Origin of the sequence: Escherichia sp. MOD1-EC6842 (assembly GCF_002965705.1) — a bacterium.
In the GTDB taxonomy this organism is placed as follows: Bacteria; Pseudomonadota; Gammaproteobacteria; order Enterobacterales; family Enterobacteriaceae; genus Escherichia; species Escherichia ruysiae.
Window position 1 is genome coordinate 125,966 of the sequence record NZ_PTRF01000013.1, and the last position, 16,077, is coordinate 142,042.

General features: G+C 40.7%; 11 protein-coding genes and 1 pseudogene. 6 read left to right on the forward strand and 6 right to left on the reverse strand.

Features of this window, described 5'->3' with window-relative positions; all coding sequences use genetic code 11:
- Nucleotides 1-77 precede the first annotated feature (77 nt).
- The 3 genes and pseudogenes from yjdI to A7Z29_RS23785 all read left to right on the forward strand — a co-directional run.
- Nucleotides 78-308 (forward strand): 4Fe-4S mono-cluster protein YjdI, encoded by a 231-nt coding sequence (gene yjdI / locus A7Z29_RS16320; RefSeq protein ID WP_105290476.1) that lies wholly within the window; start codon nt 78-80, stop codon nt 306-308.
- Between the two features lie 11 nt (nt 309-319).
- Nucleotides 320-592, forward strand: coding sequence for a GNAT family N-acetyltransferase (locus A7Z29_RS16325; protein ID WP_000405640.1), 273 nt, complete (start codon nt 320-322; stop codon nt 590-592).
- A 113-nt stretch (nt 593-705) separates the two neighbouring features.
- Nucleotides 706-783 (forward strand): annotated as a pseudogene (locus A7Z29_RS23785) (hypothetical protein); the annotation flags it as partial.
- 47 nt (nt 784-830) lie between these two features.
- Here A7Z29_RS23785 and A7Z29_RS16330 read toward each other — a convergent pair.
- The 6 genes from A7Z29_RS16330 to A7Z29_RS16355 form a co-directional block, all read right to left on the reverse strand.
- Nucleotides 831-1,349, reverse strand: coding sequence for a fimbrial protein (locus A7Z29_RS16330; RefSeq protein WP_105290477.1), 519 nt, complete (start codon nt 1,347-1,349; stop codon nt 831-833).
- Complete coding sequence (locus A7Z29_RS16335; protein ID WP_105290478.1) at nt 1,342-1,863, reverse strand: fimbrial protein; 522 nt, start codon at nt 1,861-1,863, stop codon at nt 1,342-1,344. Before A7Z29_RS16335 ends, A7Z29_RS16330 begins: the two co-directional genes overlap by 8 nt.
- Nucleotides 1,864-1,876: 13 nt before the next feature.
- Complete coding sequence (locus A7Z29_RS16340) at nt 1,877-2,872, reverse strand: fimbrial protein (RefSeq protein WP_105290484.1); 996 nt, start codon at nt 2,870-2,872, stop codon at nt 1,877-1,879.
- 19 nt (nt 2,873-2,891) lie between these two features.
- Nucleotides 2,892-3,593, reverse strand: coding sequence for a fimbrial chaperone (locus tag A7Z29_RS16345; protein WP_105290479.1), 702 nt, complete (start codon nt 3,591-3,593; stop codon nt 2,892-2,894).
- Nucleotides 3,586-5,943 (reverse strand): PefC/AfrB family outer membrane usher protein, encoded by a 2,358-nt coding sequence (gene pefC, locus A7Z29_RS16350; protein WP_105290480.1) that lies wholly within the window; start codon nt 5,941-5,943, stop codon nt 3,586-3,588. Before pefC ends, A7Z29_RS16345 begins: the two co-directional genes overlap by 8 nt.
- Nucleotides 5,944-6,011: 68 nt before the next feature.
- A complete protein-coding gene (locus A7Z29_RS16355) occupies nt 6,012-6,545 on the reverse strand; it encodes a fimbrial protein (RefSeq protein ID WP_105290481.1) in 534 nt (177 codons plus the stop codon).
- 355 nt (nt 6,546-6,900) lie between these two features.
- Here A7Z29_RS16355 and A7Z29_RS16360 point away from each other — a divergent pair, with 355 nt between their 5' ends.
- The 3 genes from A7Z29_RS16360 to A7Z29_RS16380 form a co-directional block, all read left to right on the forward strand.
- On the forward strand, nt 6,901-10,737 hold the full coding sequence (locus tag A7Z29_RS16360) for a S6 family peptidase (RefSeq protein ID WP_105290482.1): 3,837 nt from the start codon (nt 6,901-6,903) through the stop codon (nt 10,735-10,737).
- A 916-nt stretch (nt 10,738-11,653) separates the two neighbouring features.
- Nucleotides 11,654-12,484: an AraC family transcriptional regulator gene (locus A7Z29_RS16370; RefSeq protein WP_105290483.1), complete on the forward strand. Its 831-nt coding sequence runs from the start codon at nt 11,654-11,656 to the stop codon at nt 12,482-12,484.
- A 1,158-nt stretch (nt 12,485-13,642) separates the two neighbouring features.
- The coding region (locus tag A7Z29_RS16380) for a S6 family peptidase (RefSeq protein WP_286135373.1) at nt 13,643-16,077 on the forward strand (2,435 nt) is incomplete at its 3' end.

Below are 16,077 nucleotides of genomic sequence, written 5' to 3' on the forward strand. Positions count from 1 at the left end.
CTGAAACTTCCGGTGTCGTCTGGCGATTCGAGAGCTATGCTTATAGCGAAAACCATACTTATGAGGGAGGGAAGGTCATGGATCAGGAACTATTGGACGTTGGTTATCGCTGCTATACCGGCGAAAAGGTCGATGTCTATTTCAACACCGCAATATGTCAGCATTCCGGTAATTGTGTGCGCGGTAATAGCAAACTGTTTAATCTCAAACGTAAGCCGTGGGTCATGCCGGATGAAGTAGACGTCGCTACCGTCGTGAATGTTATTGATACATGTCCCAGCGGTGCACTGAAATACCGTCATAAATAAGTGAGGGGAAAATGGAAATACGTGAGGGTCATAATAAATTTTACATCAATGATGCGCAGGGAAATCAAATAGCTGAAATTGTCTTTGTGCCGACCGGAGAGAATTTAGCGATTATCGAACATACCGATGTTGATGAAAGCCTGAAAGGGCAGGGGATTGGTAAACAACTGGTAGCGAAAGTCGTGGAAAAAATGCGCCAGGAAAAACGGAAAATTATCCCGCTGTGCCCGTTTGCAAAACACGAATTTGATAAAACGCGTGAGTATGATGATATTCGCAGTTGATGGGGCGAAGGCAGGAAGGACGTATTCCCAAAAGCAAAAACCCGCCTTGTAGGCGGGTTCTCAGGAATTAGTGGTGCCCGGACTCGGAATCGAAGATTTCTTCTATCATGATGATCATAGTGGATAATCTGGTACTGATTGCGTTGAGTACCGCAGTGGTAATCGCAATTATTAACGGTGTGTTTGATTAACCTGGTTAAAGGCCGGGGAGCGTTCCCCGGCTTGTGTTTATACCATCTCAATAATAGGTAAATGTAACCGGCAAACTGGCGGTGTAACTTCCGGCAGGAATCGTCCCTGTACGCGGTGAAACTCTGACCAGTAAGCTTCCGTCAAACTGTTTTGGACTCACAAGAAAAGGGGCTTTACTCAACTCAACCGGTGAGCCAAATGTAACGGCTCCCCCGCCTTTTTTCCATGATAGCGTAAGATCTACCATATTGTTGGAGGTCGTGATTTTAGAATTATTGCCCCCAGTAAACGTCACTTCAAATTTGGTAATATTACTTAAGCAATTTATTAAAATTGGGACTTCAACATTATTGTCACCTAATAAAGCGCCTGATGTCGTTATAAGGGGAAGCTGAACATTTTCAGGCAGACCAGTTCCATTATTGATCTGACATTGTGGATTGGTCACGGTCATGGTGATGGGTAAGCTAACGTTTGCTTTTTGCGCAGCATAACCCGCCAACGGTGTGGATGCGCTTAAGAGTCCCATAAGCAAGGGAAAAAGGAGACAACGCTTGTCAATCATAGGTCACCTCGACCGTCAAACTGGTATTAACATTCCCTGCCTGGAGCGTTTCACCGGGAATTTGTTTGGGTAAAAGCTGAAACTGGCCAAGCGTTTCACTATTTTTACTTAATGCCGTCGATGCAGGTGCAAAAGGCTTATTCAACTCAAGCGGCGCAAAATCCGTACCGGTTGCATTTTTCCATGACAACGCAAGCCCAACGCCAGATAAACCCGTTTTCATCAGACTGGTGCTGCTCGCAGCAACGCCTGCGGCTGGCGAAAATTTTATAGAGATCCCCGTTGCAGGCCAACTGCAGGAAATATTCAAATCGACGGTCTGAGCCGTTGTTGCACTATTTTCAAACTGACTAAAGCTGACCTGTTGAAAGTTAAGGTTTGCCGGAGAGAGTGACAATGCACAAGTATTTAAAGTTAACTCGGCATTTATAGTCGCTCTCTTCTGCACTGATTTCGAGGCAGAAGCGTTGTGAAATGAAAAAAGTATCAAAAAAAATAGTAGCCATCTATACATAACGTCATCAAGCCTATCTGTATATTAGCGAAACATTCAGGTACGTTGAAACCTTCCCGACAGGAAGCGGGATTGAAGGCTTAACGTTAATTCTGAATGTTGCAGTAGCATCAAGATTATATTTGTATGGATCAAATATTTTATAATTCGCATTAAGGGGAATGGTGTATAAATTCCCATACTGTCTGGTTATTTGAAAATTTAATTTCCGTCCATTTCTATCACTGGCACTAAACAACCCATTTGTAGCGTCAACTACGTTCTCCGGGTCAAAGCGAACATATAATCCATTAATCAATGCTTTATTTTTACAAGAATAAGAAACCATAATTTCTTTATATATACTGCTATTAACATCATTTGGGGTTAATTTACCAAAATCAATATTTTCAGGATACAAAGACATCGAGCAGGTGCCAATGTCATTAAAAATAAAAGTCATCATTGCCCCCAATATTGAACTGACATTTATTGCGGGACTGTTAACTAGTGTATTGCCTGCAGAAAGTATCGGTATATTAACAGTATACTCACCGGCTTGTGTGTTTTGTATCCAGTATTGATCATTTACCACAAGCCTGGCTTTTCCCAAAGAAGTACCTGCAGGCCAGTGGGCTTTTCCATCCCAGTCGACAGATCTAATGTTGTTAGAGGCAATGAACCCACTACTGCACGTCATACCCTCCAGTTGCCATTCAATGTTTGGATAGGGCGTCGTTATGGTGGTGGGGGTTTTACAGCTTCCTCCACCAGTCATTTTTAAGGTCATTTTACTCTTCTTGACTGCATTTTCTATATAATCCGGTTCACAATCAATGCTATTACTTAGAGTTAGATTCATAAGTAACAATGGGGCATTATCCGCCGACGTGTAGCCATTCATAAAATAGCGAGAATCATTGGGATCAATTTGAAAAGCTATTCCTCCTCCGCTACAGTTTGCCGCTATGGCGGGTATGGAACTGAGTGATAAAATAGCAATGAAAAGAGCAAGTATGAATTTATACATAGCAAACACCTAATGCGCCTCAGGATTTAGTTAGTTTATACTCTTTATCAACGCCATAATCATCGAATGCCACAATACTCAGGCTGTTACTGGTGACTGACTTACCCAGCGATACTTTTTCACCTGGAGCAAACACAGATAGTTTATCTTTAATATCCTCGCTAACTTTTATGGGTGATCCATTTTGTTTAACATTGATTATCGCAAAGTAGTAGGGGGTGTCGTTCCAGAGAACGGTGTTCCCCTCACTGCTTATCGCTTTAATATTCTGCTCAGCGTTTTCCCTTTTCTCTTTCAATGCGTCAGGACGATAAAACATTTTGACCTGAGTATGCAGCGCAATCGATAAGGAATTTTCGCCTTCTTTTGGTGCTTTTGGGATCTCCTGAACATTGATCCAAAATAGCGATTCTTTGTCCTTTGGTAATGCATCATTAATTTTCAGGATACGCAGAATTTGTTTATGCTGCTCAGCCACTTTAAAAAAAGTGGGGCTGGGCACAAAATAGACGTTTTTATCGTTCTGATCCTGATTTTCAATCCATATTTGCCCGCCATATTCCTGAGTAGACTGGTTATCAACCTGTACAGAGATATTCTCTCTTTTTTCATCAAAAACATAACGTGTGCTGTTAAGGACGAAAGCCGCATGAGTTGATGCCGTAAATAAACACAGTGATGCGAACGTGAATAATTTCTGTAGTGTATTTTTCTTAGCCACACTTAATCTCCTGTACTTTACCCATATCTTTCTTCAGCGATCGAGAGTCGAATTTGCAATCACCGACAGAAATTATCCCTTCATCTTTTTCTTCCAGATTCATTAACAGAATGCCGCCGTTGTTGACGTAGCCGATTTCCTGATTTTCCGCGTTTTTAGCAATACTCCCCATTGGAATAACGAAACCATTACCGCTGATGACTTTAACAATATAGGTGTTGATTTTTCTGTATTTCACCTTTTTATAGATAATCGCGTTTTCTGTTGGCGTTACATTGATTGCGTTTTCGGTTAATTCAACGCTCTGAGGTAAGTTGTCCGCATTGACCGTGATGGTGTTATTGTTATAAGCTGTTAAAGGTATCACTGCGCGTCCTTTTTTATCGCCAGGCATGGAACCATTGAATATGACGCCAGGAACATCTTCCATTTGTACAACTGCAATTTCATCATTTTTAACAGGCGTAAAAAGAATACCTGCATCAGGCAGTCCGATAATACTTCCGCCAACCTGGAATGACGAACTCGACGTGCTCCCCATTTGCGAATAGCTTGCTGAAGTTTGTACGCTATCAAACAGATAAGAAGCAGAAATTGCGCTTCCTGTGGTGTTACGCGACTGGTTGATGGACGCATTATAGCTCAAGCGAGAATTGATATTTCCAGAAACGCCAGTATTGAAATTAGTACCGTTACGGCGATCATAGTTTATACCTGAGAAGCTATAGTGCGATTTATCAAACACGCTAAAGGGCACGCTAAGGGAAACTCCGGCGTTATAATCGTATTCCATCCCCTGCAGTCGGGAATACCCGGCATTCAGAGAGACCGAGATATTATTAAAGCTCTTGCTAAGATTCAAGTTTGCACCTACTTCACTGGAGGTGTCCCAGTAGTCCTCCTTCCAGGCAGACATATTTAAGAACACATTCATTTCTGGTAATTGATAGGTAATAATCGATTCATACCGCTGTTTAGGCCTGTTGTTTAACAGGCTGTAATAGCGATAGTTGAAATCTGAATAATCAATATAATTCTCTGAGTTAAAACGATAACCGATTAGCTGTAAATTTGCGTTTTCCCCTAAGGCGCGGGCATATTTTACCGATGCGCTAAAACCATTCATGGCTTTACCATTATGATATTTGGCTTGCGACAGATTGCCGCTCATCGCGACTGCGCCAAACCAGCCAAAAGAACGGATAAGCCCCAGACCAACGTTAGTGTAGTTTTTGTCCACCAGCGCAGACGTATTAAGCGTAAAGGGCACAAAACCGTAATCATAGGTCATTTGCGCGAATAAGCTATCCTCATCACGCTTGTCACTGTATTGGTCTACTTTGCTACCTACGGCAATATTGTAATTATAATTACCGGGTTTCAATAAATTCGGCAGAACGGCAACTGGGAATCGCTGTTCTTTGACCGTGCCGTCTTCTTCATAGATCTTTAAAATAATATCGCCAGAATACACACCAGTCAGATCGTTAATCACAAAAGGCCCTGGCGGAACCACGAATGATTTCAGTGTATACCCGCCCTGTTCGACAGTGACACGGGCATGTGTTCTGGCAATACCGTTTATTACCGGGGCATAGGATTGTGAGTTCCAGGGATACATATCCTGATTGGATTTTAACTGTGCGCCATAAAAGGTAAATCCGTTATTCAGAGTATTGTAGGACTGGGTTTTGCCAATCAGAATATCTGATTTTATCGATTTAATTGCGTGTGTTAACAACAGGTTATTGCTCTGAAATTTTTCCCCCTGATACGCGTATCCTCTGCCAAGCAGGACCCATTCGCCAATATTGACTTGGCCCTCGATATTACCGTATGTTGTCCGGTCCTGGTTGCTTGATTTTGAAGTATTAAGATCATAGGCGAGTTTAAAACCGGTACTACCATAATCCCAAGAGCCGCCTTCTTTTTTTGTATCGATAAAACCCGCCTGAGGCATATCGATTGACAGCTCTTGCAGGGAAGGATCAAAAAATACTCGGCTGTTCTTCTCTTTATCTATGAGATAGCAGTTGCGTGTGGGATTAAGATACGCTTTATAAAATTCTTTATTGATAGTAATGCCTTTTTCCTGCAACCATTCATCAGAAAGACAAATATGCTCTGCATCATCATTGCTGATCGCTAAATCTACAGAGGTCGCAGTTTTAGAACCATTAAATAACAGGTCAATAACGTATTTCCCGGGTATGTTTTGCCCGGTTTTTTTCAACACCTCGGGTATCTCTTTACTTCCACCCCGGATAAAACTGTAATTAAAATCGTCGGCAAGAACTTCATTTGACCATAAATGAAAAATGATAGCGATACATAATACTTTTATTTTCATTTTTATTCCTTGCCGACGGATATCTCATTTAAGAAGGGAGTCGAGACTCCCTTTTTTATGCGCAATATTTATTTATATGCGATTACATAGCTTGCAGAGGCTGAGAATGGGCCAGCGGTAAGCGCGCCAGTGGCAGGTTTAGCCAGCCAAGCATTGTAATTGAAGGAGGGGATACCACCTGTAACATTATAATCAAGAGATGTTGCGCCTGTTTTAATTGCAGCTGCTGCTCCAGTTTTGGTTGCATTCATCGCGACCAGTGCCATTGTCGCGTTAGTACCTCCGGTTGCAGCGTTAGATAACCCTGTAGCCATTAGTGTTGGAGAGGACCACGTAATATTGGCCTGAGTCTTGCCAAGGCATGTTTGGTCTGTAGGAACGAGTTTGAAAGCTACTTGTTGCCCAGTTGTTCCAGTATTAGCAAGCGTACCTAAATTAACATTGCTAACCTGCGCGCCAGCACTATCTGTTACATTAATTTCACAAGTTGCAGTAGAAACACTACCAATAAAGGTCACAGTGCCCGTGTTTGGTGCAGCCATAGCACTAGACGCCACACCTAAAACTGCCAGAATTGCCGAACCTAAAATCAGCTTTTTCATTTTATACTCCATAAATAATAGGCTTAATTCTTAAGTCAGCTCATAACCATCTTGATGAGCGATGCAGAATATATTGCACTGGAAGTTCATAATCAAACGCCAAATAATCATCCGTTATTTTTCTATCATATTTTTTTATTTTTGATATACCTACTCATGAAAATTCAACTTATTGTCACCAATCCTTTTATTTTTATTAAATGGTTAAAATACAGAATGGGGGTAATAAATTCTTTATCAGGATATCTCCTCAAGATATAAAAATAAAAGGAAAACCTTTTTTTATTGACGGCTACCAAAGTTTATTTGAATGTCAATTATTTAAGATTTAAGAAGATAGTTACCTGGAGATAAAGTGAATAAAATATATGCAATAAAAAAGAACAAAAAGGGCGAGGCGGTTGTCGTTTCAGAAGTTAGTGAAGGTATAAGGAAGCGCGTTACTTCACGACTATCGTTGAACATTCTGTTAATGATTGGATTAGGGTTATTATGTTCTGCCTCATCACGGGCTTCGGTGACGACAAACTATATTCCTTACCAGACCTACCGCGATTTTGCTGAAAATAAAGGTCTTTTTAAACCTGGCACCGTGAACATATCTTTTTATGATAAACAGGGCAATGTCGTTACAAGCTTAAGTAAAGCGCCCATGATTGACTTCAGCTCTAATGACTTGACTGGGGTTGCAACATTGGTTTCGCCACAATATGTCGTCAGCGTTAAGCACAATGTTGGTTATCAATATGTAAAATTTGGCTATGCGGATGATTCCTCCTATACCCTTGTTGACAGAAATAACCACTGGAGAGATTTCCACACTCCCCGTCTCAACAAGATTGTTACTGAGGTTACACCGCTAGATATAACCAATGCGGGCACAGCTAATGGAACCTATCAAAATGCTAACCGTTTCCCTGTGTTCTATCGAGTAGGTGCAGGGACTCAATATGTAAAAGATACCAACGGAAAAATTTCCCATTTAATGGGGGCGTACTCGTATAAAACAGGTGGAATAGTAAATACGCCGTTTATATCTGACTGGAGTTTTGTCACGAATACCACTAATACTCCGCTCTCAACATACGGTACTCCCGGTGACAGCGGTTCTCCTCTTTTTGCCTGGGATGCAGACCAAAATAAATGGGTTTTGTTAGCCGTTCTCAATTCATATGCAGGGGTCAATGGCAATACTAACTGGTACACAATAATTCCTGCCGGTGATGTAAAAAATACGATGAAACAAGATGCCGATGCACCGGTAAATACAAAACAAGGTGAGGGGGATATTCATTGGTCATATGACGAAAAAACGGGACTTGGTTCATTAACCCAGGGAAGCACATCATGGGAAATGCATGGAAATTTGGGCGCAACATGGCCTGCTTCGCTTAATAGCGGTAAAGATCTAACTTTTCAGGGCGGCGGTACTGTAGTGTTAGAAAATGCCATTAATCAGGGGGCTGGCACACTTACTTTTGATGATGATTATATTGTCAAGCCCGTTGATACTCAGACATGGAAAGGTGGCGGAATTATTGTTAATGGTGAGCATCTTGTCGACTGGCAGATTAATGGGGTTACTGGTGATAGTTTGCATAAACTGGGTACGGGGACGTTAAAAATTAGCGGTACTGGTGTAAACCCAGGAAGTTTAAGTGTGGGAGACGGAACCGTAATATTAGCACAGCGTGCTGATGATAACGGACTGAGCCAGGCGTTCAGTTCTGTCAGTATTGTAAGCGGGCGCCCTACTCTGGTGCTAAGCGACGACAAACAAATTAATCCAGATAATATCAAATGGGGCTATCATGGCGGCAAGCTCGACATTAATGGAAACGGTTTGACTTTTCATAAACTTAACGGGGCTGATGATGGAGCCATACTGACTAACAGTGGCTCCATGGCTAATGTTAATCTGGATTTCAACAGCCCAGATACAACAGCCACGATTGCTAATATCTGGCACGGCCATTTCACCGGCAATCTAAATATCAATAATGAGGTTACAGCAGGAACACAGAATGATTTCGTTATTGATGGTGGAGTGGATACTCAGGGGAGTATAACCCAGCAAAATGGTCGGCTATTTATGCAAGGACATCCGGTTGTTCACGCCGTCAGCAGTCAGGACGTAGCAAATAAGTTAAAGGCACTGGGTGACAATTCTGTACTGACCCAACCGGTGTCATTTACTCAGAACGATTGGGAAAATCGACAGTTCAGTATGGCTGAGCTTAACTTACAAAATGCTGAATTTAACCTTGCAAGAAACGCCAGCCTTAATACGAGAATTAATGCCGATCATTCTACCGTTACATTAGGTAGTGAGGATCTTTATATTGATCTCAATGACGGGAATGGCGTGGCAACCAAACCAACATTGGGTAAGTCAAAGGCAACCGCTGAAGATGATCAGAGTCGTTTCAATGGACATGTACAGTTGAAACAAGGATCGGCACTAACTATTAATGAACATTTTGTCGGTGGTATTGATAGTACAGATAGTGCGACGACGATAACCTCTAAAGATACCACACTTAATCAGCTCAGCCGTTTCACCCAATCTTCTTTGTCATTAGGTGAAGGGGCAAAATTGACCGCTACAGCCGGATTGCTTTCTGACGGGACAGTAAGCAGTAATGCGGGTTCGAGCCTTTCCTTACTATCAGACCAGCCAGGAACGATGTATTCCGCCCAAAGCTGGGAGCTTAGCGGACAAAACACGAGCTTAAATGTTGGCGCGGGTGGGATCATCACTGGAGATATCAATGCCAATGATGCGGCCAGCATTAGCTTTGGCACGACTGATATTAACCAATCCACAAATTACTATGGAAATATCAGCGCGCCGTTGGCAAGTGTAACAATGAAGGACACTGCCTGGCTGGCAAATGAGCAGTCGGTGGTTAAGTCGCTCACTTTGAATGGTTCAACACTGAGTTTTAATCGTCTCGGGCAGGGGGGACTGACGGCAGATACGCTGGAGGCCACTAACAGTTCGTTCATTATTAATGCCGATGGTAAAGCAGCAGATACGGTGACGGTAAACCAGACGTTGACAGGGGCGAATAACACACTAGTTGTTATTCCTACGACGAATTCAGTAAAACAGGCCGGTTACCCTGTGTCATTGGTTACTGCTCCGAAAAATACACAAAGCGATATATTTACACTTAACCCGGTTTCAATAAATTCGGGGTTCCATAGTTTCACACCGCAACTTGATGTGTTGGAGACCGACGTTAATAAGCAATGGCGTCTGGAGGGATTTTACATACAGCCTGATAAAGCCGCTTTGCGGACAGGCAAGAGTTTTATGGATCTCGGTTATAAAAACTTTATTACAGAAATTAATAATCTGAATGATCGTATGGGTGACTTACGCCATACCCATGGTGAAACAGGAGCCTGGGCTAGACTTAACAGTGGTTCGGGCTCAGCTACTGATGGATTTACCGGAAGTCATACGCACTTGCAAATTGGGGCAGACAGGAAACATATAATTGAAGGCGGAGAGTTATTTACTGGGGTCACGGCGACATTTACAAACAGTAATAACCGGGGAAGTGGATGGTCAGGAAGAACCAAATCAACGGGTATTGGTGTGTACGCTTCAGCTATGTTTGACTCTGGACTCTATGTAGATACTATCGGGAAATATGTGCGTCATGACAATCATTACTCATCAAGTGCGTTAGGAATGCCAGAACAAGATTATGGCTCGCACTCCTGGTATTTGGGCGCTGAGGCCGGTTGGCGTTTTACCTTACCTGACGAAACATATATACAGCCGCAAACAGAGTTGATCTACGGTACTGTATCTGAGAATCAGTTTTCCTGGCAATTCAATGGAGCTGAGATCAATATGCAACGTAAGCAGATGCAACCGTTGATTGGTCGCACAGGCATTGAATTTGGCAAAACATTCAGGGGCAAAGACTGGGAAATTACAGCATTGACTGGGATTAATTATCAGTACGATTTATTTAAGCCTACTGTTACAGCATTCAAGGATCTGGCAGGTGATACATATATTAATAATGGTAAAGATAGCAGAGTGGTATTCAATGTCGGGTTAAATACTAAAATCAAAGAAAACACCAGGATAAGTCTGAATATGGAGCGATCTGAGTTTGGTTCTTACAATATTGATAAGTTAATTAATGCTAATATTCGTTATACATTCTGAGTCGTAGAGTAGATAAAAAAGAAAACCTGAACATATTGTTCAGGTTTTCTTATTGATTGATTACTATAGACAGTCAAATATACTTATCTGCCTGACATTCAGTAGTGTAAAATTTTATCTTATGTTGCTATTTTTTAGAATGGCCTTTTTCTTTACTTTAGCTTATAGTTGAATTCAGTTCAGGTATCTAATGTTTTTATATATGCTATGACCGTTGCTCTAATAATGGTTACAAAAGACATTTATTTAAAAAATGGTATCTTATATTTTGCAAGCCAGGATGAAGGGTATAAATGTTTTGAGTTCAGTGGGCGTGCCTCTGTATATGAGGCCGTTCAGCAATATAGTCATGTTTATATAGTCTGCGATAATAATAATTATTTTTTATACAGTCTTCTTTTTTCTGGGGGGCCTGTTAAGTGCATATGTGCTGATAATGTAACTATACACTATGGAAATCGGTTATCAATTGATTATACATATCCACCAGAACAAATCTTGTGCTCTCTTAATGATATTGAACGAGAGATTCTGTACCTCTACTTTATTAAAAGGAGGAAAATAAAAGAAATTTCAAAGATCACATGTTTAAGTGTAAGTAAGGTCTATTATAGAATAAGAATGATAAAGATTAAGTTTGGTGCTGAGACGACACGGAAGCTCCCAGTTCTGTTTAGATGTTATCTGTAACATCAAATGATTTGATTTCTGTCTTTTCATATTTTTTCATAACGTAATTATTATCAAAGTTAATAAATTCTATCATCATAGAGACTAATTATTTAGAGTCTCTAAAGTTAGTCGCTATGTCGATGAGAAACTTTTTACTGAGAGGTATTCATCTTTGCGTTATTTTCGAGTTTACAGAGAGGATACCCCATGACATTATATTCTTACAAAGCATGGGGGTGACTGTATGAATAGTCAAAATGCTTTAAGTAATATGAGGCTTGCTGTTAGAGGAGATATACCCGGTAACTCTACATTAGTTCTTAAAAAGATTAGGTTTTACAATTGTGCTATTATTTATCTTCGCAATGCCCAATTACTGGTTAAAACGATAGATGGAGGAATTATTGATATTCCACCTGAATCAATATGCTATATTGAGAAAAATACAGTCATTGATGTTACACTTAACGTGTTAGGTGAAGGCATGCCTTATGATATCTTTCATATAGATAACAATATGTTAAGTTGTATCTGTAAAGTCATGGAACCATTGTTACTGAATCCACATAAAGTTGGCCCTATGCGAAGTAGAATTTTTAATTGCATGGCGGATAAGACAGATACAGAGATATTTAAGATGATAATAGAAGCAAATGTTCCTCATCATAGACTAATTTATAATATTACTTATTTGTTATCTAAAGTTGATGATATTGAATCTTTGGTTTGCTCATTATCAGTTTCAACAGACTCTACTTTTACAGAAAAATTAAAGTTAATAATAGAATCGGATCTTTCAAAACCATGGCGACTGGTTGATCTGGCAAATATCTTACATATGTCAGAAGTCTCAATTCGGAAAAAACTTGAAAAAGAGAATAATAATTTTAACAATTTGGTTCTGGATATTAGGATGCAACATGCAGCAAGACTAATAACTACGTCTGAAAAACATATTAATAGTATATCTGACGAGGTCGGATATGTTAGTACATCATATTTTATCCGTAATTTTAAAAGTTATTTTGGTATAACACCAAAACAGTTCTCCTTGAAAGTGAAAAGGAAATCATAATTAATATTGCATATCTAATAGCGATAAAAGCAGTTCTTACTGATTTTCAATCTATTTCCTGTGAGGTGAAAAAGGTATGCATTTTTAATAAGTTTTACCCATCCATGATGAGTTTCTTTTCTATATCTTAAGAATAATGTTATTTTTTAACCAAAAGTGATGCTGTTGCGCAGGGAATATTTGGGGTATATCCCATAGAACTGAACGTTCATTCCCCCAAAATGAGAAGTTGAACATGCTTCCATAGCGATTAGTGTTCCGGACTCGAATCGTTGAACGATATCCTGCAATTTGGAGCATGAGATGTTTCTATTCTATGCAACAGAATCATCATTAATCCAGACGCAGACCTGAAAAACAGGCTTGGCAATATAACAATCCTGATCGTGTTCATGTGATATTACTCCCGGATTAATGCAGTCAGTAAAAGCATGGCACTGACTGCATTAAGAAGGGACGTCCATCATATCACGAAACAAAAGCTCCCACCGACATCGCCACTGAAGTCCTGCACCGTATCGGTGAACTTGTAACTATCCAGTATAATCATTCTATACACATTTATTGGCTTGAGGAGTCAACTACTTCTTAATTTTGGAGAGAAGAGTGTCAGGTGATACGTTAATTCGCCATTATCTACATATATAGCGGTTTACTTAAATAATAGCGAATTATTTACCCATGGGCTCAATTAATCTTCGAATATAAAAACATCCACAAGCTAAAACTATTATTGTTTTTCGAAAAAAATAAAAGAATATGATAAAATAATATTAGTGTGCGAAATAAATGAAGAATTGCGCCTCGCAATGATATAAAATAAAAAACAATAAATACAAAAACACTTAAACGCCATATGGGGTTGTTTATTACTTGCTTTTATTTTTGTAGCTTTGTCCTTCATTATGTAATGTGGATATGGAGTTGCTATTATTTTTCTAAATAATCTTAGGTGGCGCAATGTGATTTAATTATTGCAATGTAAATATGCTAATTGCACTACTATAAAATCTGTATTGTGGATGTGCTTTTTACAGGCGTGGGCTGAATTTTTATTTTTTTTACTGCAATTAATAAAGGTAACTGGAAGCTTATTTATTAATAAAGGCATAGTTCTATTTGTTGGTATTATGTTATAAACGTTATGGAGTCTTACCCGTGAACAGAATATATTCACTTAAGTATTGTCACCTTACTCAAGGGCTTATAGCTGTATCAGAATTAGCATCCCGAGTATCCTCTAAAACTGGTCGAAAACTTCTCGCTACATTTATAGTTTCCTCCTTGTCTTATGGTGCTGCTGAACATGCCTATGCAGCACAGATGGATACCCGAAATTTCTGGATCCGTGATTATCTCGATTTGGCACAGAATAAAGGTGTATTTCAGCCTGGAGCATATGGGGTAAAAACGCCATTAAAAAATGGTGGTGAATTCAGTTTTCCTGAAGTAACGATCCCTGATTTTTCTCCAGTATCCGCTAAAGGTGCAACAACTGCTATTGGTAATGCCTACAGTGTTACCGCAAGCCATAATGGCACTATTCACCATGCCGTTAAAACTCAGACATGGGGACAGTCAGACTATCATTATGTTGATCGGGTGACCAAAGGTGACTTTGCGGTCCAGCGTCTGGATAAGTTTGTTGTTGAAACAGCTGGTGCAACAGAGCATGCTGATTTCAACTTATCAGCAGCAGAAGCATTAGAGCGTTATGGTATTGAGTTCAATGGAAAGAAACAGATAATCGGTTTTCGGGTTGGAGCCGGAGCAACCGGTGTTACATCTTATGGGGTGGGACAGGCATATAATCCATTATTACGCAGTGCTTCTATGTTTCAGTTAAACTGGAACAATATGTTAGCCACGAATAATACAGGCGGATTTTATAATGAAGTGACAGGAGGAGACAGCGGTTCCGGATTTTATCTTTATGATAATCAGAGGAAAAAATGGGTCATTCTTGGAACAACATATGGTAAAGCATTCTCTAGTAAGGATACCTGGGCCTTTTTTGCCCGATATGATCAGGACACTGTCGATACCCTGAAAAATACTTTTACTCAGGAGGTGAACCTCAATGGTCAGAAAATGACCGTCAATAATAAAAATATTACTGTTAACGGTAACACAACCGCTATTGAGCTGACCAAGAATAATAAAAATAAAGATTTGAAATTTCATGGTGGCGGGAATATTGAACTCACCGATAACCTGAACTCAGGAACCGGAGGAATGATTTTTGATGAGGGGCAACATTATTCGGTCACCGGGAAAGATAAAACCTATAAAGGGGCGGGTATTGATATCGGAAAAGGGACGGTTGTTGACTGGTCGGTTAAAGGAGTGGCAAACGATAACCTGCACAAAACAGGAGCCGGGACACTGAATGTCAATGTGGCCCAGGGGAATAACCTGAAAACGGGTGACGGTACCGTTTTTCTTAATGCAGAAAAAGCGTTTAATGCTATCTATGTTGCCAGCGGTCGCGGAACGGTCAAACTGGGGCAGGTTGATGCGCTGGATAAAAACAGTGATTACAGAGGCATTTATTTTACCAGTCGGGGGGGGACACTGGATTTAAACGGGTTCGGCCAGTCGTTTAAAAAGATAGCGGCAACGGATGTTGGTACAGTAATCACCAATACATCAGATAAAAAAGCGACTCTTTCCTTACAAAACGCCGCGCGTTATATCTATCACGGCAACATCACGGGAAATACGGATATCGAACATGCCGGAACACAAAAAAATGCCGACAGCAGCCTGATTATTGACGGGAACATTGATACACACAATGCTATCACTGTGCGAAACTCCCAGCTAAGACTACAGGGACATGCCACAACACATGCTATTTTCCGTGAAGGTCCCCGGTTCTGCTATGTCCCCGGAGTTCTTTGTGACAAAGATTATGTTGCTGATTTTGCCAGACTGGAAAGTGAGGCAAATAAGAAAAATAACAGTGAGTATAAAACAAATAACCAGGTGTCCTCTTTTGAGCAGCCCGACTGGGAAAACAGACATTTTCGTTTTAAGACGCTGAATCTGGATAATGCTGAGTTCACAACTGCACGAAACTCAATAGTTGAAGGCGATATCGTTGCGTCAGATTCATCGCTGAAACTCGGAGGCGATGTTCCGGTATTTATTGATAAGTATGATGGAATCAATATTACAGGTAATGGTTTTGGCTTCCGCCAGGATGTCCGTGAAGGACGCTCAGCAGACGACGGCAGTAGCAGTTACACAGGCAATATCACGCTTAACAATAACTCCACGCTGGATATTAACAGCCGTTTCACCGGCGGGATTGAGGCTCATGACAGTCAGGTAAATGTCTCCTCACCGGATGCTCTGCTGCAGAACAGTGGTGTTTTCGTGAACTCCACCCTCTCTGTTCGGGACGGCGGTCATCTGACGGCACAGAAAGGGCTCTACAGTGACGGTCGGGTTCAGATTGGGAAGAACAGTACACTCTCCCTGAGCGGAACACCGGAAGCCGGAGCTGATAACACCTGGATGCCCGTACTGACATACATGACAGAAGGCTATGATTTAACCGGTGATAACGCCACGCTGGACATCAGCCA

What these genes read in the sequence shown, in the direction of transcription:
- yjdI (WP_105290476.1), top strand. Translation starts at nt 78, where the DNA reads ATGGATCAGGAACTATTGGACGTTGGTTATCGCTGCTATACCGGCGAA.
- A7Z29_RS16330 (WP_105290477.1), bottom strand. Translation starts at nt 1,349, where the DNA reads ATGATTGACAAGCGTTGTCTCCTTTTTCCCTTGCTTATGGGACTCTTA.
- pefC (WP_105290480.1), bottom strand. Translation starts at nt 5,943, where the DNA reads ATGAAAATAAAAGTATTATGTATCGCTATCATTTTTCATTTATGGTCA.
- A7Z29_RS16335 (WP_105290478.1), bottom strand. Translation starts at nt 1,863, where the DNA reads ATGTATAGATGGCTACTATTTTTTTTGATACTTTTTTCATTTCACAAC.
- A7Z29_RS16355 (WP_105290481.1), bottom strand. Translation starts at nt 6,545, where the DNA reads ATGAAAAAGCTGATTTTAGGTTCGGCAATTCTGGCAGTTTTAGGTGTG.
- A7Z29_RS16325 (WP_000405640.1), top strand. Translation starts at nt 320, where the DNA reads ATGGAAATACGTGAGGGTCATAATAAATTTTACATCAATGATGCGCAG.
- A7Z29_RS16370 (WP_105290483.1), top strand. Translation starts at nt 11,654, where the DNA reads ATGAATAGTCAAAATGCTTTAAGTAATATGAGGCTTGCTGTTAGAGGA.
- A7Z29_RS16340 (WP_105290484.1), bottom strand. Translation starts at nt 2,872, where the DNA reads ATGTATAAATTCATACTTGCTCTTTTCATTGCTATTTTATCACTCAGT.